The organism is Methylophaga sp. (assembly GCF_009711715.1).
Classification (GTDB): domain Bacteria; phylum Pseudomonadota; class Gammaproteobacteria; order Nitrosococcales; family Methylophagaceae; genus Methylophaga.
In genome coordinates this window covers 43,654-67,904 of the sequence record NZ_VENF01000012.1, presented here as the reverse complement: position 1 = coordinate 67,904, position 24,251 = coordinate 43,654, and the positions used below count along the sequence as shown (strand labels likewise).

At 48.6% G+C, this 24,251-nt stretch carries 19 protein-coding genes, 1 tRNA gene and 1 pseudogene; 6 read left to right on the top strand and 15 right to left on the bottom strand.

Annotation, left to right across the window (positions count from 1 at the left end; genetic code table 11):
• Positions 1-93 precede the first annotated feature (93 nt).
• From FH755_RS09915 to hxlA, 3 genes are all read right to left on the bottom strand, one after another.
• Positions 94-1,086 (bottom strand): transaldolase, encoded by a 993-nt coding sequence (locus FH755_RS09915; protein ID WP_292440957.1) that lies wholly within the window; start codon positions 1,084-1,086, stop codon positions 94-96.
• Between the two features lie 149 nt (positions 1,087-1,235).
• A complete protein-coding gene (locus FH755_RS09910) occupies positions 1,236-1,529 on the bottom strand; it encodes a hypothetical protein (RefSeq protein ID WP_292440956.1) in 294 nt (97 codons plus the stop codon).
• 345 nt (positions 1,530-1,874) lie between these two features.
• Positions 1,875-2,516 (bottom strand): 3-hexulose-6-phosphate synthase, encoded by a 642-nt coding sequence (gene hxlA, locus FH755_RS09905; RefSeq protein WP_266237736.1) that lies wholly within the window; start codon positions 2,514-2,516, stop codon positions 1,875-1,877.
• A 194-nt stretch (positions 2,517-2,710) separates the two neighbouring features.
• On the opposite strand from hxlA, the gene FH755_RS09900 reads away from it, so the two are divergent.
• The 3 genes and pseudogenes from FH755_RS09900 (at position 2,711) to FH755_RS09890 (ending at position 5,015) form a co-directional block, all read left to right on the top strand.
• Positions 2,711-3,562, top strand: a complete 852-nt coding sequence (locus tag FH755_RS09900) for an HAD-IIA family hydrolase (RefSeq protein WP_292440955.1) — start codon at positions 2,711-2,713, stop codon at positions 3,560-3,562.
• A 15-nt stretch (positions 3,563-3,577) separates the two neighbouring features.
• Positions 3,578-4,567, top strand: a complete 990-nt coding sequence (gene dhaK, locus FH755_RS09895) for a dihydroxyacetone kinase subunit DhaK (RefSeq protein WP_292440954.1) — start codon at positions 3,578-3,580, stop codon at positions 4,565-4,567.
• Positions 4,527-5,015, top strand: a pseudogene (locus FH755_RS09890) (GxxExxY protein). Before dhaK ends, FH755_RS09890 begins: the two are co-directional and overlap by 41 nt.
• A 21-nt stretch (positions 5,016-5,036) precedes the next feature.
• On the opposite strand, the gene dhaL reads toward FH755_RS09890, so the two are convergent.
• From dhaL to FH755_RS09860, 6 genes are all read right to left on the bottom strand, one after another.
• On the bottom strand, positions 5,037-5,663 hold the full coding sequence (gene dhaL / locus FH755_RS09885) for a dihydroxyacetone kinase subunit DhaL (protein ID WP_292440953.1): 627 nt from the start codon (positions 5,661-5,663) through the stop codon (positions 5,037-5,039).
• 305 nt (positions 5,664-5,968) lie between these two features.
• On the bottom strand, positions 5,969-7,141 hold the full coding sequence (locus FH755_RS09880) for a porin (RefSeq protein ID WP_292441001.1): 1,173 nt from the start codon (positions 7,139-7,141) through the stop codon (positions 5,969-5,971).
• Between the two features lie 24 nt (positions 7,142-7,165).
• Positions 7,166-8,377 (bottom strand): site-specific integrase, encoded by a 1,212-nt coding sequence (locus FH755_RS09875; RefSeq protein ID WP_292440952.1) that lies wholly within the window; start codon positions 8,375-8,377, stop codon positions 7,166-7,168.
• Positions 8,378-8,540: 163 nt separating this feature from the next.
• A complete protein-coding gene (locus FH755_RS09870) occupies positions 8,541-8,723 on the bottom strand; it encodes a hypothetical protein (RefSeq protein WP_292440951.1) in 183 nt (60 codons plus the stop codon).
• 66 nt (positions 8,724-8,789) lie between these two features.
• Positions 8,790-9,464, bottom strand: coding sequence for an AAA family ATPase (locus tag FH755_RS09865; protein ID WP_292440950.1), 675 nt, complete (start codon positions 9,462-9,464; stop codon positions 8,790-8,792).
• Between the two features lie 63 nt (positions 9,465-9,527).
• Positions 9,528-10,319 (bottom strand): hypothetical protein, encoded by a 792-nt coding sequence (locus FH755_RS09860; protein ID WP_292440949.1) that lies wholly within the window; start codon positions 10,317-10,319, stop codon positions 9,528-9,530.
• A gap of 130 nt (positions 10,320-10,449) precedes the next feature.
• On the opposite strand from FH755_RS09860, the gene FH755_RS09855 reads away from it, so the two are divergent.
• Positions 10,450-11,355 carry a hypothetical protein gene (locus FH755_RS09855; protein WP_292440948.1) on the top strand — a complete coding sequence of 302 codons (906 nt, stop codon included), beginning with the start codon at positions 10,450-10,452 and terminating at the stop codon, positions 11,353-11,355.
• On the opposite strand, the gene FH755_RS09850 is transcribed toward FH755_RS09855, so the two are convergent.
• The 3 genes from FH755_RS09850 to FH755_RS09840 all read right to left on the bottom strand — a co-directional run bounded on the left by FH755_RS09850 (position 11,352) and on the right by FH755_RS09840 (position 15,047).
• The gene (locus FH755_RS09850) at positions 11,352-12,041 is read right to left on the bottom strand and encodes a site-specific integrase (protein WP_292440947.1); all 690 of its coding nucleotides are present in this window, start codon (positions 12,039-12,041) and stop codon (positions 11,352-11,354) included. The genes FH755_RS09855 and FH755_RS09850 overlap by 4 nt on opposite strands.
• A gap of 1,235 nt (positions 12,042-13,276) precedes the next feature.
• Entirely contained in the window at positions 13,277-14,461 is a 1,185-nt protein-coding gene (locus tag FH755_RS09845) for a porin (protein ID WP_292440946.1), read from the bottom strand.
• Positions 14,462-14,971: 510 nt separating this feature from the next.
• Positions 14,972-15,047, bottom strand: a tRNA-Phe gene (locus tag FH755_RS09840).
• 366 nt (positions 15,048-15,413) lie between these two features.
• On the opposite strand from FH755_RS09840, the gene FH755_RS09835 reads away from it, so the two are divergent.
• Both FH755_RS09835 and FH755_RS09830 read left to right on the top strand, forming a co-directional pair.
• Positions 15,414-16,514, top strand: coding sequence for a hypothetical protein (locus tag FH755_RS09835; protein WP_292440945.1), 1,101 nt, complete (start codon positions 15,414-15,416; stop codon positions 16,512-16,514).
• A gap of 95 nt (positions 16,515-16,609) precedes the next feature.
• Positions 16,610-19,702, top strand: coding sequence for an efflux RND transporter permease subunit (locus tag FH755_RS09830; protein WP_292440944.1), 3,093 nt, complete (start codon positions 16,610-16,612; stop codon positions 19,700-19,702).
• A gap of 182 nt (positions 19,703-19,884) precedes the next feature.
• Here the strand turns inward: FH755_RS09830 and FH755_RS09825 are convergent, their stop codons facing one another.
• The 3 genes from FH755_RS09825 to FH755_RS09815 form a co-directional block, all read right to left on the bottom strand.
• Positions 19,885-21,009 carry a hypothetical protein gene (locus tag FH755_RS09825; RefSeq protein WP_292440943.1) on the bottom strand — a complete coding sequence of 375 codons (1,125 nt, stop codon included), beginning with the start codon at positions 21,007-21,009 and terminating at the stop codon, positions 19,885-19,887.
• A 25-nt stretch (positions 21,010-21,034) separates the two neighbouring features.
• The gene (gene mutL, locus FH755_RS09820) at positions 21,035-22,687 is read right to left on the bottom strand and encodes a DNA mismatch repair endonuclease MutL (protein WP_292440942.1); all 1,653 of its coding nucleotides are present in this window, start codon (positions 22,685-22,687) and stop codon (positions 21,035-21,037) included.
• Between the two features lie 185 nt (positions 22,688-22,872).
• Entirely contained in the window at positions 22,873-24,228 is a 1,356-nt protein-coding gene (locus FH755_RS09815) for an N-acetylmuramoyl-L-alanine amidase (protein ID WP_292440941.1), read from the bottom strand.
• Between the last annotated feature and the right edge of the window lie 23 nt (positions 24,229-24,251).

Below are 24,251 nucleotides of genomic sequence, written 5' to 3'. Positions count from 1 at the left end.
CGGCATCAAGTCAATGAAGCCGTTTTCCGCTGCATTCCCGCCCGCTCACAATGGAGCGAGCTGAATACGTGAGAAAGCGAGTGTAGCCTGAGACTACGCTTTGACGCTTTCGAGGCTTGCCAGACGATCGGCAAGCAATTCTTCCAATGTTTCCAGCGCTTTGGCGAAGCCGTCGATACCTTCGGTCAGTTTTTCCTGAGCCATGCGGTTTTCTGCATGCATTTTATCGAAGGTGTCTTTGTCCATTGAGATTTTCTCAATGTCAGACTTGGCCGAGATTTCCGGAGACAGTTTACGCTCCAGTGTGCCCTCTGTGTTATGCAACTCTTCCAGCAGTTTCGGAGAGATGGTCAGCAGGTCAACACCGGCGAGTTCAGTGATTTCACCCATGTTACGGAAGCTTGCACCCATAACTTCTGTTTTGTAACCGAATTTCTTGTAGTACTCATAAACTGCGGTGACAGACAATACACCTGGATCTTCGTGTGGCTCGTAGGAGTCACGACCGGTGTCTGCTTTGTACCAGTCCAGAATACGACCAACGAACGGTGAAATCAAAGTAATACCGTTTTCAGCACAAGCAATGGCTTGGTGCAGGCCGAACAGCAGTGTCAGGTTACAGTGAATGCCTTCTTTTTCCAGAACTGCGGCGGCCTGAATACCTTCCCAGGTAGAGGCGATTTTGATCAGGATACGGTTGCGATCAACGCCGGCTGCTTCATATTGAGCGATCAGGTCACGACCTTTAGCGATAGTGGCTTCAGTGTCGTAAGACAGACGCGCATCAACTTCAGTCGAAACACGACCTGGAATGATGTCCAGGATTTTCAGGCCGAAAGAAACAGCCAGACGGTCAAATGCCAGTGAGACCACTTCAGAAGCCGGCGCGTCATCACCCAGTGATTCACGAGCAGCTTTCAGCGTATCATCCACAATGTCTTGATACTGTGGCATTTGAGCGGCAGCAGTAATCAGAGATGGGTTGGTTGTTGCATCACGTGGGGTGTACTTCTTGATTGCTTCAAGATCACCCGTATCAGCAACAACAACGGTCATTTCCTTTAGCTGATCAAGTAAATTTGCCATGTTATGTACCTTTAGTTTTCAAAGTTAAAAACGTCAGTCCTGCTTAGCTAAAAGCAGACTGAGAGTTTGAAATTGTTCGGGATACGTCACGTTGGGCTGGCTGAGCCAAGGACGCAGCCACGTATCACCTTGATGGGGTTAAAGGCCGGTTAGCCTTTGCTTTGGATGTAACGCTCTACACCCGTCATTGGTTTCGCTTGAGACTGGTTACGAATATATTGTTCGACTCCAGTCAGCGGCTTACCGTTCGTTGTTTTTTTTCTGATGTATTGTTCAACACCAGTCAGGTTGGAGCCACCTTGCGACTTGTTTCTGATGTAACGCTCGACACCAGTCAGACCATCGGCAGGTGCGGCCGGCTTACTTTCAGCTGCCGGGCTTGATGAGAACAAGCTTTTAAAGAAGCCACAAATCGAAGCAAATAGACCTTTATTTTCATTCATGATTGTACCCCTGTTACATTTTTAAACCCCATCTGCCCAACATAACGAGGTTGGTGCAACGGGTAAATTACTATTTTCGTTATTGTGTGGCAACCCAGAAGCATTATCATGATTGTGTCAGGATGAATCGATTCCGGTGTGTCGCCACATGCTTGTTTTTATTCAGTCCGCCTGTGCCAGACACAGGTTCTTTTCTGACTGGCATCAACACTTTAACCCATCTTGTAAAGCTTTTGACACTAGGGCTGTAAAGATAATCTAGACAGACCCTGATGTAGCACTGAAAAAAAACGAGTGGCCGGGGCCACTCGTTCTTTTCTTTGCTCAGTGCAAATAATTTTCCGCTTAGGCTGCGTCAACCAGAGCACGCAGTTCTTTAGCAGATTCTGCTGGTGAGTCTGCACCGTAGATAGCAGCACCAACAACAACGATGGTGGCGCCGGCACGGACTGTATCCTGGATGGTGTCTTTGTTCAGACCACCAGCAACAGAGATACGAACACCCAGGTTCAGACCAGCGATGTCTTTCAGGTCAGCAAATGGTGTTTGACCAGCTGCTTGTGCGTCCAGACCAGTGTGAACACCGATGATTTGCGCACCGTTTTTAGCTGCTTCAGTAGCAACCGCTTTTTTGTCTTTAACGCTGATCAGGTCGATTTGCGCTTCTGCATTGTTCGCGTTGGCTGCTTTGATAACGCCGCCCATAGTGGCTTTGTCAGAAACACCCAGAACAGTACAGATGTCAGCACCTGCTTCGTAGAATGGAGTCGCTTCGTATTCGCCAGCGTCCATTGTTTTCAGGTCAACCAGGATCAGGTTGTTAGGGAATTTGTTTTTCAGTGCAGTAACAATTTCCAGACCGTTGTATTTAATGCAAGGAGTACCGACTTCCAGGATGTCAACGTATGGCGAGACTTGTTCAGCCAGTGCCATTGTTTGATCGAAATCCAGTGAGTCCAGTGCCATTTGAATAAGTGCTTTTGCCATGCTGACATGCTCCTAATGTTGGTTTGAATTATAGGTAATACGTTAAGAAATACGCTCGCAGACTATAAAGCAGTTGTATCGAATATGTCAATTTTTGAGCAAAAACCAACAAATTCCGTCTTTTTAGCTGCTAGACAGGACGATTTGATGTGTGCGACGCTTTGAACCCTATTTCGACAATCAGAGGGCGTGCTTTGACGACGGGGAAAACCACGATACTGGAAAACATCGGCGGACTCATTATAGATATGGACGGCGTGCTCTGGCATGGCAAAAAGCCCTTGCCCGGACTGGAAGCTTTCTTCGCACTGTTAAGAGAGAAGCAGCTGCCGTTTGTGCTCGCCACCAATAATGCCAGCCTGACCCAACAACAGTACATCGACAAACTCGCCGACATGGGGGTGTCGGTCAGCAGCGAGGAAATTCTGACCTCCAGCATGGCTACGGCCACCTATCTGCACGAAAACCTGCCAGCAGACAAAAGGCGTGTTTTTGTTATTGGCGAAGATGGACTCAGGAAACCGCTGGAGGCAGAGGGGTTCATTCTGACCGACTTGTACCAGGTCAACCAGCCGGCAAAAGGCATCACTGAGGAAGGTGCCGATATTGTGGTTTCCGGTCTTGATCGTACGCTGAGCTGGGACAAACTTGCCACCGCAACTCTCAATATCCGGGCTGGTGCCCTTTTTTATGCGACCAATGCGGACACTACCTTGCCGACTGAACTCGGTGAAGTGATTGGTAACGGCGGTATTTTGGCAGCATTACAGGCTGCGACGGGAGTGGAGCCAATATGCATCGGCAAACCGGAACCGATTCTTTACCAGCAGGCCTTGAAGAAGCTGGGTACGGACCTCAGCAATACCGTCGCCATTGGTGATCGTCTGAACACCGATATACTGGGGGCTGTGAATGCCGGCATCAGAAGTATCATGGTGCTGACCGGGGTGTCCTCAAGAGAGGATTTACAGCATATCGACTATCAACCGACCTGGATTTTACAGGATCTGGAAGCTGTCACTGAGGCACTCAAACAAGCTTTATAGGAACGGGAGAGAATGATGAAAAAAATGATCAATGGTGTGGAAAGTGTATTGGAAGAGAGTCTTAACGGTTTCGCGAAAGCGCATCAGGACATCATCACCCTCAATCACCAGCCGCACTTTGTCACCCGCAAGGCACCGGCTGACGGCGCCAAAGTGGCTCTGATTTCAGGCGGTGGTTCTGGTCATGAGCCGCTGCATACCGGGCTTGTTGGCAAGGGAATGCTGGATGCCGCCTGTCCCGGCCAGATTTTCACCTCGCCGACACCGGATCAGATGATGATGGCGGCTCAGCAGGTGGAGAATGGCGCAGGTGTACTGTTTATAGTGAAGAACTATGCCGGTGACGTGATGAACTTCGAAATCGCTGCCGAAATGCTGGAATGTGAACACGATACAGTGCTGGTGAGCGATGATGTTTCCTTGCCAAAAGACCACAGCACTGGTCGCCGTGGTGTCGCTGGCACACTGATAGTCGAGAAAATTGTCGGTGCTGCAGCCGAAGCAGGCGCAGACCTTGCGACCTGCAAAAAACTGGGTGACAAAGTTGCCACATCAACGGCTTCGATGGGCGTAGCGCTGAGTAGTTGTACCGTTCCTGCACTGGGTAAACCGACCTTTGATATCGGTGACAACGAGATCGAGATGGGCGTCGGCATTCACGGTGAACGCGGTCGTGAACCGATGGATCTGAGCAGCGCCAGTGAGATTGTTGAGCATCTGGCAGGCGCCATAGATAAAGAGTTAACGCCGACCAGGGACCAGAAAATCCTGCTGCATGTGAATGGTTTCGGTGCGACACCGTTAATGGAACTCTACCTGGTTTATGATTTGGCGGCGCAGTTCTTTATGGAGCGTGGTGTCGAGGTCACACGCTCGCTGGTTGGTAATTTCACCACCTCATTAGATATGGCCGGCTGCTCCGTGACAGTGACTTTACTGGATGATGAAATGATTCAGTACTGGGATGCGCCGGTGCATACAGCAGCACTTCGCTGGGGATGCTGAAGTTATAACCACTGAGGCACAGGGAGCGTTGCCTATGAAAAGTTATCCGCAGATTACACAGAAGAACGCAGATTTATCAAATGACGCACAGACATATGCAATTACAGGTGCAGCCATGTCTGTGCATTCCTCACTCGGTTGTGGTTTTCTTGAACAAGTTTACCAAGAAGCACTTGAAATGGAGTTTGAAGTCAGAGGAATTCCACATGTCCGAGAAAAGGAGCTGCCAATCACATATCAGGGCGTGCGGTTATGAACATTTTATAAGGCCGACTTTGTCTGTTTCGAAAAAGTGATTGTCGAACTCAAAGCATTACAGAAATTGTCAGGGACTGAAGAAGCTCAAGTCATTAACTATTTAAAAGCATCCCGATTACAAAAAGGCTTAATTCTTAACTTTGGTTCCAAAAGCCTGCAATATAAAAGGTTGGTCTTTAATCTGCGTTAATCCGTGAAATCTGCGGATTAATTAGTTTTGCTCAATCACATCCGCAATCGCACAAATCATCAATTGACTGGTTCGAGCGCCGGCATCGATATGACCACGGGCACGTTCTCCCAGAAATGAAGCCCGGCCCTTGGTCGCCAGCATATCTTTGGTCGACAGCATGCCGTCATAAGCAGCTTGTTTGATCGCATCCAACACATCAGAAGCACCAGCATCAGCTTTGACATTCAATGCATGTGAGGCGGGTATTAATGTATCCAGCATGGTTTTTTCGCCGAGTTCAGCTTTACCCCGGGTTTTTACCGCCTGCACCCCAGCATGGAAAATATCGGCCAAACCCTGAAGGCTCATTTCATTATTCTTGGCTTCCTTACCCATCGCCACAAACAAGCTGCCATACAGCGAGCCCGATGCGCCGCCCATGGTCGACATCAGCGTCATACCGATTTTCATAAACGCAGCAGACCAGTCCAACTCAGATAATTCTGCAGCCTGCTTTTCCAGCGCTTCCAGTCCACGAAGCAGGTTAGTCACATGATCACCATCACCAATGGCCTGGTCCAGGGCGGTAACCTCATCTGCGTTGGTGGCAATTTCGGCTTTGATGGCCTCAAGAAAAAGCGCGATAGATTGTGTGCTGATGTTCATTGTTTATCCTTATTCAACAGTTATAAGGATTATAAAGGCTTGTTGCTTTCAATCAAATGAACCACAGAGGCATAGAGTACAGAGAGAAAATAATAATCACTCTGTCATTTCGAGCGAAGTCGAGAAATCTTTTTCGCTACGCCCGGTAGGATAAAAAAGTGAGTACAAAAACCTCTTTGACCTCTGTATCCCTCTGTGGTTAATCGTGAGTAATTTTCAACAGGCAAAAAAAAGCCCCAACCCAAGGTTGAGGCTTTTTTCAGTTTTTTATATCAAATCCGGAGATTTGATACTGAAACTACTGACTACCAGGTTACGAAACCACCCAGAGAGATGACGTCAACTTCATCTTCATCAGATTGGATGTAGTACTCAGTTTCCATTTTTGAGTATTCAGCAACCAGTTTCAGGTTAGCTGTAACGTCGTGGTAGATACCAACAGTAACCATTTCGTTGGCATCCAAGTCGCCAAAACCACCGGCAGTGACGTTGTTGTTATCACGGTCCAGTGTAGACTCACCGTAAGAAGCGGCCAGGAAGGTTTTACCTGCGAAGCGGTAACCAGCTTGTACGTAGTAACCGTCACCTTCACGAGCATCGCCGTTAGTTTCAAAGCCACCCAGGACACCGAAACCACCAATACCTTGACCTTCATTGTCATAGTATGTAGCGACAGCTTCAAAACCGCCTAGGATCAGTTGACCACCAACAGTGTAAGCATCAATTCTGTCTTCAGCAACTTCAACGCCGCCAGTTTCGCCGTCAATTTTTTGAGACATATAGTCAGCCCACAGCTTCATTGAACCGCCATCAAAAGCTGTTGCATAACTCAGTTGTGCTTCGTAGCGTGGATCTTTCTCAAATTTGGTGGTGGCGCCTTGATATGCGTAGTCTTCAGCATCAACGATTGCAAATGCTGCTTTAAAGCCGTTCATGTCAGGAGTGGTGTAACGGAACTGTGAACGCCAGTTAGCGTAGTCATAACCCCAACCGATACGACCCAGAGTGGTCACAGCTGAATTTTGGTCACCAGAGGCAATAAGGCCAGTCGCACCAACACCGAACAGAGTTTGATCCAGCAGGATGTTGTTAGACGAATACAGACCCAAAGCTTTACCAGCCAGGATTTGACCGAAAGAACCGTCAACAGTAGCAAAAGCTTCACGTTGCTCCATTGCACCGCCGCCTTGTTCAAGGGCGCCGCCGAAGTAGCTACCATCATTGGTTGATGGAGAAATTGAAACACGTGCACCAACTTTCAGGCCGTTGATTTCTGGAGCTGATACGTTAAAGCCAAAGAAAGTAGGCAGCAGGCCATTAGCGATTTGAGCATTTGATTGATCAAGGCCAGCAGCAGTAGCGCTGTCTTGGTCGCTGTAAATGTAGAATTGGTTAATGTTACCGTCTACGCTGAACTCGTAGCCGTTTTCGCCACCGACAACGATGGCTGCGTTAGCAGCACCGGCGCCAAAGGCGATGTAACCTTCTGAAATATATGTGGTTTAATATTTTTGTTTTGTAGTCGATGAATAGCAATCTAGCAAGTACTGACTCCACCAGTTCATCATATCTTTTCTTTCAGATAAGTATTGTGCTCTGTTGTATGCTCTTCTTACTCTATTTCTCTCTAAATGAGAAAGCTGCCTCTCGATAGCATCTGCATTAAATCCATGCTCATTCAATACTGAGCTAGCAATAGCTCTAAAGCCGTGTGTGCTCATTCGCTTTTTATATCCGAGTTTATGCAGCATTTTTATCAGTGAGTCAGGTGCTAGTTTCTGAGTGGAGTTGAGTCTATTAAAGACGTAGTCAGATTTGCTGAAATCCTCTCGTATATATATAAGGAGTGAGATGACGTGATTTGATAACGGTACAATGTGCTCTACACCCATTTTCATACGCCTTGCAGGGATTAACCAGACTCTGTTTTCAAAATCTATTTCGGACCAGGTTGCACCTAAAAGCTCGCTTGTCCGTACAAAAGTGTGTGCAATCACTTCAAGTGCTAAACATTTTATTTTGTCATTAAGTGTTTGTTCGGCCGTTATTTTACTCATCAGCATAGGTAATTCTTCAGCACTCACTGCATGCTGTTGTCCGTAAACAGGGCTTTTTAGGGCGATTGTTAAGTTGAGAGTAATGTCTCTATTGCAATTGCCAGTTGCAATTGCATATTGCCATATGGATTTACAATCTCTGAGTAGCCTATGCTGAGTATGAGTTATGCCTTTCTTATCAAGCTTTTTGAGAGAGGACAGTAACTCTGTCTGAGTTATTGCTTTGATGGGCTTTGCCGCTAAGTCTTTGAGCAAATACTTTTCTATTCGGTTACGAACATTTCTTGTATGTGCTTGCTTCCATTTCGATGACTTCAGCTCGAACCATTCTTCATAGGTTTCCAAAAAGGTTTTCTTTGCTTTGCTGCTAGTCAGAGTAGTTGATGCTGGGAGTGATATAGGAAGGCTTTCTACGTGTGATGGATGTGAATATTTTGCGAGCAGTATTTGTTCATAAAAGACAATCGCTGTTTTGAATGCTTCCAGCTTGTCTGTGGTTTTAGTACTTTTTCGGTATGTTTTTCCTCGCTCCCAGTACACTGCTTGCCAAAACGGCGAAGCATTAGTCAGGTAGACTTTTAGTTTTTTAGGGTAGTGGGGGACAGGTGTGACGGTGCCGATTATTGCAGCAGTTTTATGACGCTGTTTCTCTCTCATCTACAAAGCTTATTTTCATGTAGATGTTTAGTCTACGATGTTGAGCAGTAGTCGAATCGCCTATCGACAACAGGTCGACTAAACTGTCGTTTTACCCGACAGCATTCATAATGCGATGTATTGATAAGTCTGATGCAATAGAATGCTTAAAACCAACCGTTATTTAGCGTATTGAAGCAAGGCTGTTTTGTGCCTTAGCCATGTTTTTCACTGCTTTGCGTCTTTTTTGCACCGCTCGCTCCCTTTTCAGTGCATCAGCTGCTTGCTTTTTGCGTGTTTTCAGCGCTTCGATGCGTTGCTGCTCCGGGGTTTTCGGTTTGTGGTTTTCAATTTCTGCTATTTTCATAAAAGTATTTATCATAAAAAAGCCAGCAATTTAATTGCTGGCTTTTGATTAGCTGATGGCTTGGAGTTAAAGCCGTGTGTCTATTCTTATGACATTGCTTGATGAAATGATAGATGATTTGATGCTTGATATCGCGTCAATAATAGATCGAGCAGAACCGCCACACTCATCAATGATCTTTAGAAGCTTTTCATCACTGATATTTTTGACATTGTTGTCTGTCAGGATTTTATTGGCAAGAGGCAGCCAAGCTTTGGAGGGAGCAGCATTAAAATCAACGATAATACTTCTGTTTTGCACGCCTTTATCGATTTTATTTAGATAGTTAGTAGTCATAATAAAAATGGTGTTGGGCATATTCATCGCAGCCTTTAAGGAGCTCATGGCTGTGCTGGTTAAAATGTCTATTTCGTCAAGCACAAAATAATGGTAACCAGAAGCGTTGAAGTTTTGAACCAAGCTGGCTTGATGAGTTATTTTTGTTATCAGTGCACTGCCATTTTCACCGGTTATGCATTGAATAAATTCAGCATTAGCCTCCTCGCCGCCTTTAGTTTGTTCAATTAAGTTGGGCAGCATCCGCGCTAAAGTAGTTTTCCCTGTGCCCCATGTGCCAAACAATAAAATTCCATTTTTACCGGCAGCTGGAAACGGTTTGTGCTTGCTAAGAATATTATCAATTCTTGCTTTTTCTTCCTCAGATTTAAAAACGATATCGTCAATATTTTTGGGTGTGTACATGATTGTCCTTGTTTAAAATAACTCGAAAAAGAGTGGCGCAGTCTAGCTACGCCACTAGGATAGTTAGGCTGCAATTTGTGCTTCTTGGGCGGCATTACTGATAGCTTCGTCGAGCCCTTTTTGTTTTTCTTCACTCTTTTGTTCTTCTGCTTTTTGATCTTGTGCTTTTTTAGTTTGTTGGTGGTATGCGGCTAGAGCGGCAGTTGTTGCTCCAGCACTCTCAACTACACCATTAATTGAAAAGCTACCGTCGGCATTCTGTACAGCAAGAAGAACAACTTGCTCGCCCACATTTTCAGGGTTAGTGGCTTGGCTCAGTTTTTTGCTTTTTACTTTTGCGATCTCATCAGATTTTTGTAGCGCTTGCTGCCCAAGTTCAGCTTTTTGTTTTGCAGTTTTCGCATTCGGGGACTTGCTCAGGCGCACCTGCTCAACCCCGCCCATTTCCTCAACCCACTCTGCAAGATTTTCAGGCTTGATTTCTTGCTTGATTGCCTCGCGGATGACGATGCTATAAGCACTGACGCGGCGGCGATCTACACCAAACACGCACTTGACGACTTTTGTGACAAGCGGAGTGCTCTCCATAAAACGATAATTATTTTGCACACATACTTGCTTAAGTGCCTTACGCGCCAGAATGCCTGCTTTGTCACGTTGGGACATGACTTCATAGGTTTCATAGCATTTGGCCAGAATTGCATAGAGCGCTTGGTTACTTTTTCGAAGCAGGGTGTTTTCCCAGTTTTTACGCTCGCTTGTCAGCGCATGCAGCTGGTTTACAGTGTTATCAAAGACTTCAATTTCAGCGTTGGCAGAAGTGTCGTTTTTCACGACAGTTTTTTTATCGGACATGAAAGCCACCTTTTATTAGTTAGTTTCAAGTATCGTCGAAAGCAGTGTTTTTCTGCATTTGACAGGTTCTATTTTAAGCCGTTAGCATAATCATGCTTTTTTTGATATTTAAGTGATAACGCCAAACAAGATGAGTGAACTGGAAAAGCATCGGAGACGTATCTATAAGGGAATGCCTGGCTTGCACAGGATTGATAGAGAGCAGGAAGCCGATGCTGCACTAAATTCTGCTTACTACTGGTGGTTTGAGTATCTGAAGTTAAGTAAAAACTACTGGTGGGTTTGCAGGGGAAATAATTTTAAATACACAAAATCACGCATACTCGCTCGAACAGCGGAAGATTTTGGAGACGTGTTCAGTTTGTCGTTCAGAGACTGGTGGATGAAAACCGGTTGTGAGTTATTCGTTGAGCAACTGGAGTTGCCTAAGGTTAAACAGGTGGGTAGGGATGGTACGCAGCCCTCTATTGTTCAAGCTGATAAGGTGACAGTGGAGATCCCGCTTAACCTCACAGAGCAAACAATAAAAAAGCAGGTGATAGAAATTGTTCGTCAACAGTCAAAAAGACATATAAGCAGAACAACCTCGGCAAAAAGAAAATTAGCCAAGCTCAAGCGTGTCCGTCTTGGTGTACTTGAGAAAGCACGCGATGTTTGGTGTTTGAATCAAATAGGACTATTGGCTGCTGACAATGTTAAAGGCTTTGAGGGGGTTAGTCCTGCAGCGTTGTCTCTCTATGAAATTGGGAAGCGGACAAGGTTAGTAGAATCATGTATGCCTAAGCCTACTGATGGATTGGAGTTGTCACGCAAAAAAAGAAATGGCATGAAGGTGGCTGTGAAGCGAATGCTTAATCGCGCTGATGCCCTTATAGCTAATGTGGATCAAGGCGTTTTTCCCTCTTTCAATATGCCTGAGCTAGAATATTGCTGGACCGATGCGCAGCAAAAACTCATAAACCAAGCTGTGGTTAATGGGGAATGGGTACCTGAGCACTTGTTTAAGTTAAAGCAGGCGCTCAGCAGTAGCAGTTAAATCAGTTCTACAGCAGCACGTTTCATGTCATCGGTGACATCTATGTATCGCATTGTAGTTTGTGCTTGTCTGTGTCCTGCAAGCTCCATCATGGTTCTTAAAGCAACGCCTTTGCCTGATAATTTGGTTAGAAAGTGCCTTCTTCCGCTGTGGCTGCTTGCGCCTTCAAGTCCAGCAGCCTTGTAGAGCATGTGGAAGTGGTAGCAAAGTGTATTTGCGCTAAAACCATTACTTTTCTGCGTTTTAAATAAAGGTTTGTTGTATTCGTCTTTGCAGTAGGGCACTGCGATTAGCTCTTTGGGTGTAAACCGGGATAGTAGATATTGACGCAGTTCTTTTTGCAGTCTGCTACTCAACACAATAGTTCGAGCATATTTCCCCTTAGTTTGGGATGGTTTGAGCACAATTTCGTTTTTAACTGTGCCGTCGTTTGCTAACACATCAATAATACGTGTGCCTGCTACCTCCTTTACCCGCATGCCTGCCAAGTGTGTCATCAATACCATTGCTCTATCTCTTGCTGAATATTTTCTGGTGTTGATAAAAAGCAGTAGTAGATTAAGTTCTTTTTCACTCAGTACACGCGCTTGGGACATCTTATTTTTCCTTCTAAACCAAGTAATTTCATTACGTGTATTGTTTATTCTTTGTTTTATGATTCCTACCGTTTTATACCAAATGTTCATAGATAGATTAATCCTTATATTATTCAGCTGGTTAAGTTTAAATGGCTTTTAAACCAAAGCTTTTGTATATTCTCTTTGGTTTATCTTGCGCCAACTTTTTTACTTATCCCCGCGTAATCAGCACAGCTGATTCCTCGTTCACTTTCAGCATTTATCAGCTTCACTGCGTTTCGCTTCAAACTGCTTCAGTGATTTATTTCGTCAGTTTTTTATGGGGGGGATTTTTGTAGATTCAGAGCTCATAAAGAGGCTGTCACGCCTCTAAATAGCAGTAGCTTTTTGTGAGTTCTTTCTGCCAGCAGTTGCGCACAACTAACAAATGTTAGTAGACAGGGTTGGGCTGTTGCCTTTACGTGCGAAGAGTTAATCCCAGCGCAATGCCATGTCAGCCAATTGCCACCAACACAGCACATACAAGTTACTACCTTCGTAGCCTCTCGTCTTGTTCCACTGCATAAGTTTTTATACAAGCCCGTTGCAGCTTTGCTTGTTGTTTTTGCCGCTGTTAAAGCAAAACATGGACAGCAAGTTCTGTCGGCTAACCCTCGCTAGCAGACTCAATGCTTTTAATGTGGTCCTGTTACAGCTAGCCAATTCGTTGAGGGTTGCAACGCTTGGCGTAATTGTATTTATGCAAAACCAAAGGGAAGCATAAAAAAATCAAAGAATTTTGAAGGCCTTTGTAGGTAGGAAAAAGTTGGGTTAGAACGTACTGTTTTATTTTTGGTGGGGCAGTCGTTATGCAGCTATATGAATGTTGGATTTGTACCAATCTTAGGTTATTGCAGACGCATAGAGTTAAGGTGAGTGCGGAAAATCAAGTACTCGCAAAGAAGCAAATCGAAAGCCTATACCGGCCTGTAAAGCTATTAGGCAAGCCTTACGCTGTAAGTAAAGCCAAAGAGCAAGATATATCTAGCTAGCTGATTTTTATCGCGCTATTGCATAATGCAAGCGGCAGCTGTTTTATGAAAGTGTCGTTTTACACGACATTTCTTGCAAAGCGATGTAAATAAAACTGTCGTGTAAAACGACAATTAATTTACTTGTTACCTTCAAAGGAGATTTCTTGTTTTACAGTGTAGCTGCCGGATAGGTAATACTTTGGCATTTGAATTCCTTTGTGATCTAACTCGACTTCATAATATCTCAAGCAAAAAAAGCCCCAACCCGAAGGTTGAGGCTTTTTTCAGTTTTTTATATCAAATCCGGAGACTTGATACTGAAACTGCTGACTACCAGGTTACGAAACCACCCAGAGCGAAGATGTCTGAATCAAGCAGAGCATCATTGTCATGCTCAACTTTGGTGTATTCAGCAACCAGTTTCAGGTTAGCGTTAACATCGTGGTAAACACCCAGAGTGACACGCTCAGCAGTGTCATCAGAACCTACACCAGCAGAGTCATCCTGAAGTTCTGAGTAGTTAGCTGAAACCAGAGTAGTGCCGGCAAAACGGTAACCCGCTTGAACGACGTATTGGTTCCATTCCAGTTTTTGAGAATCTGTTGCTGCAACTGTAGTCAGGAAAGTTGAGCTGCTTGGGTCTGTGTCATAGAATGCAGCAGTACCAGCAGTAGCGTCTTCTGTATCAGTGTACTGTGCCATGAACTCAAAACCAGATAGTTTCAAGGTACCACCAACAGTCCAAGCTTGTTTGTCTTCAGCCAGATCGTCTTGATCTTGCATCATAGCAGACAACCACATCATGTAGCTACCATTGTCGAATGCACCAGCATAGCTCAGGTCAGCTTCATAACGCAGATCTTCTGAGTCAACTGAAGAGCCTGTGTCAGCGATTGGACCGATTGCACGTGAAGCAGCTGGACCTTGTGGATCAACAACAGCAAAAGCTACTTTGAAGCCGTTCATGTCTGGTGAAGTCCAGCGTACTTGTGAACGCCATGCAGCATAGTCATAACCCAGACCGATACCACCCAGAGTGGTTTGCAGGTTGCCGGTGGTACCGTAACCAACACCATACAGAGTTTGTTCAGTCAGGATGTTGTGTGAACCATACAGGCCCAGTGCTTTACCAGCCAGGATTTGACCGAATGAACCATCAATAGTGGCAAACGCTTCACGTTGTTCCATGGCACCAGACTCACCAGTGTCACCGAAGTAGCTGCCGCCGTTGGTAGATGGAGAGATAGAAACACGAGCACCGATCTTCAGGCCATTGATTTCAGGAGCTGAAACGTTAAAGCCGAAGAATGTTGGCAACAGGCCGTTGCGCATTTCAGAAGTTTCGTCACCGTTGTCGTCGTCTGTGTAAACGAAGAATTGGTTGATGTTGCCGTCTACGCTGAATTCGTAGCCGTTTTCGCCGCCGACCACGATGGTGGCGTTAGCAGCACCGGCTGTTGCCAGGGCAGCTGCACCGACCAGAGAGGCCAGAGTTGTTTTTTTCAATGATTTCATTCTGTTTCACCTTCTATTGTTAACAGATTACTTTAATTTCTCTCGCAACCGGATTGAATCACGGTTGATAGCTTATTTTGCACAGAAAAAAATTCATTGCAACACTTTTACAACAAAAATTTCGCTATAGACAAAAAATTCACAAATCTGTGTTTTTTTTACCACATATTGGTGCTGACCACAGAGACACAGAGGGCACAGAGAAAAGTTGCTACTCATCTCTAATAACGTAGTGCGCTTATGCAGAAGCTTGAAGCAGTAGAAATGTTATCCAGTCACAAGGGTGAGGAGAAGCAACGTCGTATCTAGGGTGAACTATCAAAAAAGACGGCGTTCAGTCATTTTCTAGATCACGCTCGGAGATAAGTGGATTGGGAGCCATGGAATTACTTCGGTGCACGGAAATGTCAGAGGTATATTTCGTTTGTAGTTCTCTGTGTCTGTGTTTATTTCACAACACGTAAAAACAAAAAAGCCCTGTCAGCAAAACTGACAGGGCTTTCATGTTCGTGGTGGCTCGACCTGGAATCGAACCAGGGACACAGGGATTTTCAATCCCTTGCTCTACCAACTGAGCTATCGAGCCGATAAGGCTGCGTATTAAACCTTGTGCGGGGCCCTGTGTCAAGGGTAAAGGCCGATAAATTGTTTGCTTTTTTAAGGCTTCTTCGCTGGTCTGGTGGTCATGCGCTTTCATGAATCAGCAAATAAGGGGACTCGCGCTGAGACCGTTTTGACTGCTGAGACGCTTGGGAGGCGACTTTATATAGAGTGCTGCCGGCAAACTGGCTGAGGATGAGTAAGCGAAGCTGTTTCGTGAACCTGTTGTGGTGAGCTTTTGCTCAGTATATGGCGGTGTCGTACCACGCCTGACCCATTGCTCAAACTTGTCGATGGCATAGCAGCGTGCTCTAATGGCTGCTGATTTTGTCCTGAATAAGTTGGGAAAAAGATGGCATCACGCAACAAACTTTCCTTATGGCTGACGCTGGCACTGATCCTGATTGTTGCCTTTGGGGTACCGCTGGTCACTGATAAATCATGGTCTACACTGATTGATGCAGGCGTGGAGCAATATACTGATGCGGCTGAGCGAGCATCACAAATCGGTGAGGAAGAAGATGATGATGATGAGCGTGAAGGCGCCGAGCCGATGCTGGTTGAGCTCAATGATGAGGTAAAGAACGCAGCTGGCATTGAACTGATGACACTGCAGCAGGATTTGTATTACCCCGAGTCCCGCGCCTATGCCAGCGTCGTCGATGTGCGTGATTTGATTCAGTGGCGAACCCGGCTCAAGCAACTGGCAGTGGAACTGGAACTGGCGCAGATGGAAGAGCGGGCGCAGTTACAGGAATTGAACCGTCTGCGTAAACTGGCTGAAGCCACGGGCAGTATCGCCAGTAAGAATATCAACTATGCCGAGTCTAACTGGCAACAGGCACGGGCAAAACGCCAGGCCGCCGAGTTGGCTTTGGAAGCTGCCAGAACGGAGTTGACGCAAGGTTGGGGCGCCGTGATTGCTTCCTGGGTGTCAGACGAAGATTCGAAAGAATTCGAGCGCCTGGTGACCCGTCAGGACACCTTAATTCAGATTACCCTGCCGGTCGCGCTGACTCTGCCCGCTGATGTGAATGTGATCCGGGTATCACGTCAGGGCCAGCGTGACACGGCCAGAAAAGCCTATTACGTGTCACCGGCTTTTGTCGCCAATTACGCGGCACAGGGTGAAACCTATTACTTCCGGATGGCAACCGGCAAGCTTCGTCTCGGCATGCGTCTGCATGCCTGGATTCCCCGTAACGCCGAAGGACTTGAAGGCTTTTTCATTCCTGAACGTGCCATTGTCTGGTATTCCGGGAAACCCTGGACTTATATTCAGCAGGAAGATCAAATTTATCGCCGACGACCGCTGGCAGAAGGCGAGGCCGTTGCCGGCGGTATTTTCATCCAATCTCAGTTTGACGCGGGTGAGTCACTGGTGGTGGCGGGATCTCAGATGTTGTTGTCGGAAGAGTTCCGCTGGCAGATCCTGGATGAAGACGATGATTGATGTTTCTTATGCTGAAGGCGGGAAGGGCTGTTTGTCAGGGGGCCAGGAGATCGTGTTAGGCGATTCTGCACCGTCAGCTTTGGTGGGGAATTCCGATGCTGTCTAAGCTGGTTGCTTTCTCAGTTCGCTTCCGTGGTGTTGTGGTGGCGCTCGCCTCGCTGATGCTGATCTACGGCTTTTATAAGCTGTCCAATGCCAGCCTCGACATCTTCCCGGAGTTTGCGCCCAAGCAGGTCATTATTCAGACCGAAGCACAAGGTCTCACGGCCGAACAGGTGGAGATCCTGGTCACACAACCGCTGGAGAATGCCTTGCGAGGCCTGGTCGGCCTGCAATCTATCCGCTCGCAGTCGATTCCCAGTTTGTCGGTACTGATTCTGACCTTTTATGACAAAACAGATATCTATCTGGATAGACAATTAGTTTCAGAGCGACTGCTGGGGTTGCAGGAAAAATTACCCGCCGGTGTTGAAACGCCGGTGATGGTGCCGCTGGAATCCTCTTCAGGTACCGTGATGACCATCGGTCTGACCTCTGACACGCATAATCTGATGGAACTACGGTCACTGGTGGACTGGACACTGTCACCCCGGCTGCTGAGTGTCGAGGGGGTGGCTGATATTAATGTCTTCGGCGGCCATGAGCGGCAATTGCAGATTCAAATCGATCCAAACAAGCTGGCACAATTTGATCTGTCCGTTGAAGAGGTGACACAGGCAGCGCGGCAGGCCACCGGTATTATGGGCGCAGGCTATATCGAAAACCCGAATCAGCGCATGGCTTTGCAGGTCATTGGCCAGCCATTGACCGCGGAGCAACTGGCCAAGGTCGTTATACGGAAAAACGGTGTCGATATTCTTCATCTGGGGGATGTCGCCACGGTCAAAACCGCGCCGGCGCCGACAATCGGCGGCGCCGCAGTGGGCACGGTGCCGGGCGTCGTGTTGATGGTGATCGGCCAGTATGATGCTGAAACCCTGGCGATCACCGAAGGTGTGGAAGCGGCTCTGGCTGAGTTTGAGGACGGCTTCGAGGCCGAAGGCATCACGCTGCATGATGATTTATTCCGGCCTGCCAACTATATACAGAGCTCCCTGTATAACATCCAGGAACATCTCTATGTCGGTGGCGGCCTGGTGATGCTGGTACTGGTGCTGTTTCTGTTCAATCTGCGTACCGCGCTTATTTCCCTGACTGCGATCCCACTGTCGATTATGGCTGCGCTGATTGTATTGCTGCATCTGGGCATCAATATCAACATCATGGTGCTGGGAGGTCTGGCGATCGCGCTGGGTGAGGTGGTTGATGATGCGATTATCGATACCGAAAATATCTTCCGCCGGTTACGTGAGAATGCCGCCCTGGCTCAGCCGCGTTCAACGCTGGATGTAGTTTATGAAGCCTCAATGGAAGTCCGAAGCTCGGTGGTTTATGCCAGCTTTATCGTGATGCTGGTGTTCGTGCCGCTGCTGACACTCAGTGGTGTCGCCGGCAGGATGTTCGAACCGCTGGGTGAAGCTTATATTCTGGCGATTTTTGCTTCGCTGCTGGTGGCGCTGACCGTGACGCCGGCATTGTGTCATATATTGCTGGCAAGTAAGGGTGATATCAGTGATCGTGAACCGCCGGTCATCCGCTGGCTTAAACCGCTTTACGGCAGAACATTGCGTTCAGTGAGTCAGGCACCGCGAATGACGATTGCCGGTGTATTACTGTTCTGCGCCGCCGGTGTCGGTATTTTGCCGCTGCTCGGAGGAAGTTTCCTGCCAGAGCTGCGGGAAGGACACTATATTATTCATACGGCCAGTCTGCCCGGCACCTCTATTGGTGAGTCGCTGCGGATCGGTGGCGAGATTGAAAAACGCGTTGCTGAAATTCCAGGGGTACGATCCACCTCACAATGGGCCGGCCGGGCCGAGCGCGGCGCAGATACCTTCGGCACTTACTACAGTGAATACGAGGTTGACCTGGAACCGCTTGACGGTGCTGGTCAGCAGCGGGTGCTGGATGAAATCCGTGACATTCTGGAAGCCTTTCCCGGCATTAACTCCGAAGTAAACTCTTTCCTGACCGAACGGATTGACGAGACGATTTCCGGTTATACCTCACCGGTGGTGGTTAATATTTATGGTCAGGATCTGGAAGCTTTGGATCGCAAGGCTAAAGAAGTCGCTGCGGTAATGCAGGATATTGAAGGCGCGGCCGATGTGCAGTTGCGGGCGCCGCCGAGTGAACCACAACTGGAGATCCGGCTTGATCTGGATAGTCTGGCTTTCTGGGGGCTGACCCCGAAAGAAGTCATGGATACACTAAAAACCGCTTATGACGGTGTGGCGGTTGGTCAGGTGTATGAGGGCAACCAGGTGTTTGATGTAGTGGTTATCGTGCCTGAGGAGCTTCGACAGCAGCCGCGTCATGTGCGTGAATTGCCGATTCGCGCGGCTGACGGCTTTATGCTGAGCCTGCAGGATGTGGCTACCATTCAACAGGTGTCCGGCCGTCATGCGATTCTGCATCGTGATGCTCAGCGGCTGCAGACCGTGACCTGCAATGTCAGCGGTAGGGATCTGACCTCGTTCTTTGATGAACTGCGTGAACGGGTGCATGAAGAGGTCGATTTCAGTGCCGATATTTATCCCGAATTCACCGGTGCCGCCATTGCTCAGGCCCAGTCCCGCGAGGATCTGATTGTGCATTCCAGCCTGGCCGGTATTGCGGTATTACTGCTGCTATTCCTGGCGCTGCGCAGTGTACGTAATGTGTCGCTGGTTTTAATCAATCTGCCGTTTTCGCTGGTGGGCGGGGTGATCGCAGTACTGGTCACCAACGGTGTACTGTCGATTGGTTCCATGGTGGGCTTTGTCACCCTGTTCGGGATTACCTTAAGAAACTCCATCATGCTGGTATCACATTACCAGTATCTTGTGGTGGAAGAAGGTGCGAAGTGGAATCTGGAAACGGCCATTCGCGGCGCCCAGGAACGTCTGCCATCGATTTTGATTACAGCCCTGGTAACCGCACTGGCGATGCTGCCGATTGCCGTTAATTCAGATAATCCCGGTCGTGAAATTATGGGTCCGATGGCCGCTATTATTATTGGCGGGCTGGTGTCTTCGACCATCCTGAATCTGCTGGTGCTGCCCAGCGTCATGCTGCGTTATGGCAAATTCAGCAAACTGGAAAGTTAAACCTCAGGGACGCTTGCTTCTGTTTTATCCGCAGATTTCGCCGGTTTTCACAGATGAAAAACGTTTCCTTTAAGTAATCTGCGGATATAAGCTGGAGCACATTGCAGCGGCTTAATCCAGCGGGATCAGAAAGGCAATGGCAATAATGCCGGCCACAATCAGCAGAAACAGTAAATCAAGCATCAGGGCTGAATAGCGAAGCTCTCTGCCTGTTCGTTACGCTGCTCGGCAAAGAACAAGTAAATGCGTTTAAGTTCATCCGGACTGAAATGGATCAGGATCAATTGCTGGCCCGGATGAATCAGATCCGGATCATGGCCCATGGTGTGGGTGCTGAAATTATAGATATAGCTGGACTCGACTTTCTGATTCAGAATTTTTCCAAGGAAAGAACTGAGGCCAGTCGGCAGCGGTTCGTCGGCATCGGCCGGTATGGTAACACTGACAGTCTCTTTATTCTTGGCAATACCTTCCAGTGACAGCCCCTGGCGAAACCGCTGAATCAGCCCACTCTGGATAATGCCCCACAGTCCCTGTCGATCCGCTTCGGTAACCCGGTGCAGGTAAAACAGCGCATTATCCGGCAGTTCACCGGACTGTACGATATCTTTGACCGACAGTTCTTCCACGCCCCGATTGATAGTGGCGATGACTTCCTGTGACGGTGAGAGGTCGGATGCCGCCAGTTCTCCAGCCGTGATTTGCCGGGTTTGCTTTTTCTCCGTGATCATGGTGATTGAGGCATCAGGTTCCAGGCTTTTGTCATTAAGTAAATCAGCCAGTGGAGCTTCACGACGGCTGCCGTCAGGTTGGGCCAGCGTGATGCGCTGCGTTTTATCTTCGATAGTCTGGTCGAGTTCACGCAAAGTCGTTTGCGTTTCTTCGGTTTCGATGTAATTCAGGGTGAGTGGCGTATCATCACTCAAACTGCCATCTTTCATCAAATCGCCCACGGTGGTATCGCGGTGCTCCAGCCGGGGAATCGCGATGAGTCCGTCATGGCGAACAAATTCCCCTTGTTCTTCCGAGATCATGACGGTTTCGTTCTCCGCCGGAGAGGGGGCCAGATTATCCACGAAGGTTCCGGCTTCCTCCTCGGCTAGCTGGTCCTGATCAATCGCCGGCTGCGGTGTTTCTTCGGTGATAACCTCTAACTCCGGTTCCTCAATTTCAATCGGCGGGGTGACGGTGTGTTCAGTCCGCGAGGGCTGTAAATCTGCAAACAGGATATAGCCCAGAACAACCAGGACAACAAGTGCCAGGATGGCGGGTATGAGCGAAGGTGACGGTCGGGCTGATTTGGCCATAACATCCTGCTTTGTGGCTTAAAGGTCAGTTCGAGAATAAGCCACTCAATGTGGCCGGATCAAGTTTCTGTTGCCAGCTTTTTATCTGGTCGGGGACTTGCGCCAACTCAGCGATAATCTGCCGGGCCTGTGCTTGAGAATGGACCGGTGACAGCGGGATCAAGCCGGTAAGCGCCGCGATCATGGCGGCACTGTCTTCACCATGCTTATCCAGTGTGGTGATCACGGTTTGCACCAGTTGCTGCAAATCGACCTGGGACAGCAGGTAGGGAATGCGCTTAACCGCTGCCGTATCCGCGCTTAATTCAATACTGATTGCCATGCGCTCAAGCAGTGCCTGGTGTTGGTCAATCAGTGCCAGCGCAGCACTTGAGAGCGCCAGTTGCAGCGGTACCAGAATCGGCCGGGAAGTCAGCTCACCGCGTGCCTCAGCCTTACGAAATTGCGCTTGTCGAAGTGCACGGTCTGCTGCCTGTAAATCAACCAGCAGCGGCTCCCCAGAAAAAATCAGCCCAAAACGCTGGTGCAAAACGACTATGTCATCCTGTCGACGCAGACTTGCCGGTGCTGCTGTTGCGCTGACGGATTTTGATTCCGGCTGAGTATGATATGAGGTCGCTTTTTCCGTGACCTGCGGTGATGTCACTGCCGGCAACGGTAGTTCATCCTGAGCCCCGGCCACACTGGTCTCGCTTTCCAGCGCTTCTTCGACGGCACGGGTAATCAAACCATGAATCAGGCGGGCGTCACGAAAGCGCACTTCATGCTTGGTGGGGTGCACATTGACATCGACCCGATCCAGCGGCAGGGTCAGGTACAGCACATAAGCAGGCTGTCTGCCCGGCGGCAGGGTTTCTCCATAAGCCTGACGCACGGCATGGTTGATAATGCGGTCACGGATGACCCGGCCGTTAATAAAGAAATACTGCACATCGGTCTGAGCACGGTGAGCACGGCGCTTGCCGACCCAGCCACGCAGACGGATATCCTCAAACTGCTGCTCCAGATAACAGGCGTCCCGGGCGAAACTCTGACCGCATATTTTAGCGATACGTTGTTTGTGCGCTGCTGTGTCAGCGATCGCTGGCAGCTTGATCTGATGATTGTCACCGAAACGGCCACTGAAACCGATATCAAAGCGGCTCAAAGCGAGCCGGTTGAAGGTCGTGAGAAGATGCTGCAGTTCCGTTTTGTCACTGCGCAGAAATCGACGTCTGGCCGGCAGATTGAAAAACAGTTCTGCGACGCTGACGCTGGTACCGTCAGGGTGGGCGACGGGTTCCGGGCTGTCGGCCTCGCTGTTCAGTTGCCAGCCACATTCCTGATCAGCTTGTTTGGATGCGAGGGTTAGTCTGGACACCGAAGCGATACTGGGCAGGGCTTCGCCGCGAAAGCCGAGGCTGGCGATATGACTGAGTTGTTCACTGCTGTTTATTTTGCTGGTGGCGTGGCGGCTGAGTGCTAGAGGCAGATCATCCGGATGAATGCCACCACCGTTATCGGTGACTTTGACCAACTGCCGGCCGGCGCCTTCAATCTGGATATCAATCTGACTGGCACCGGCATCAATACTGTTTTCGACCAGTTCCTTGAGTACGGAAGCCGGGCGTTCGACCACCTCGCCGGCGGCAATCTGATTGGCAAGGTGCAGGGGCAGCGCATGAATACGATTGATCATTTCGCTAGTTTAGCAGTTCGTCCGGAGCAAGCTATATTCAGGCTAACCACAGAGGCACACAGATCATTAGAGTAATAGCTGTTTCAACAGCCTGGCTTCATTCACTACTGAAGGCATCATATAGCTCGATAGCAATGCGTTACCACTGTGAACTCTGTGCCTTTGTGCTTGAATCAGAATTGAGCTTAAGGAATTTTCAGCACGTCACCGATCTGAATGGTGGTACCCGACATATCATTGACCGAGCGGATATCGGCCATACTGACCTGGTAACGCTGGGCGATCATACTGAGGGTGTCGCCGGCACTGACAATATGCTGTTGTGGCAGGCTGGTGCCCGGTAACGGGTTACGCTGGAAGTAATTGCGAATACCGACCATCATCGCCTGTGCCAGTTTGGCCTGATGGCTGGCAGTGCGAAGACGGCGCTCTTCGTCCGGGTTGGAAATGAATGCGGTTTCCACCAGCACGGAGGGAATATCCGGTGATTTCAGCACAACGAATGCGGCTGATTCGACCTGTTTTTTGTGTACATGACCGACCCGCTTGAGGCCTGACAATACGGTGTTGGCAACTTCCAGACTGGCTTCCAGGCTGGCGGTCTGCGAAAGATCCAGCAGGACTGAAGCCAGCAAGTCATCTTTATCTTCCAGACTAATACCGCCGGCAAGGTCAGCCGCGTTTTCACGATCCGCCAGAATCTGCGCCGCCTCACTACTGGCCCCCCGCTGAGACAGGACGTATACAGATGAGCCTCGGGCACGGTGATTGTGGAAAGCGTCAGCATGAATCGAGATAAACATATCAGCCCCATTTTCATGGGCGCGACGGATACGCTGACGCAGGCTGATAAACACATCATTATCGCGGGTCAGATAAGAACGCATACCGGGTTCCTGATCCACCAGTCGCGCCAGGCGTTTGGCTATCGAGAGCACGATGTCTTTTTCCCTGGTACCTTTAGGGCCAATGGCACCCGGGTCTTGGCCGCCATGGCCGGGGTCAATCGCGATCACGATGTCGCGGCGTGGCAGGACCTTGCTGGTCTTGATAATTTTGGCCCGGGCTTCTGCCTGTTGCTCGGCACTGTCGACAGGTTGCTGCTGCTCCTGTTCAGCTTCTTGGCGGGCGGCCATCAGGGATTGTCTGGCCTGCTTGGCAGTGTAGTCCAGATCCACCACAAGCCGGTGCGGATAGCCTTTATTTGGTCCAAGCGTCTGGGTTTCGTATCGCACTTCATGCGCCAGATCGAGAACGATGCGCAGCGTTTCACGATCATAGGCAGCATAGCGGACAGACTGTACCGGGGTATTAATCAGGGACGGGATGATAAGTTTCTCGCGCTGGCGAAAATCCTTGATATCGATAACCAGCCGATCGGGATTTTCCAGCGTGAACGTGTTGTAGTCTGCGCTGGCATCGAGATCGAAAACCAGCCGCGCGCTCGTGTCATCATGTGACACACGGATGCCCTGAACTGAATCTGCCCAGACAACAGCACTAAACAATAATAAGCAAAAACTAAGCAGGAGACGGCGCATCTCATCATCCTATAAACGACTTG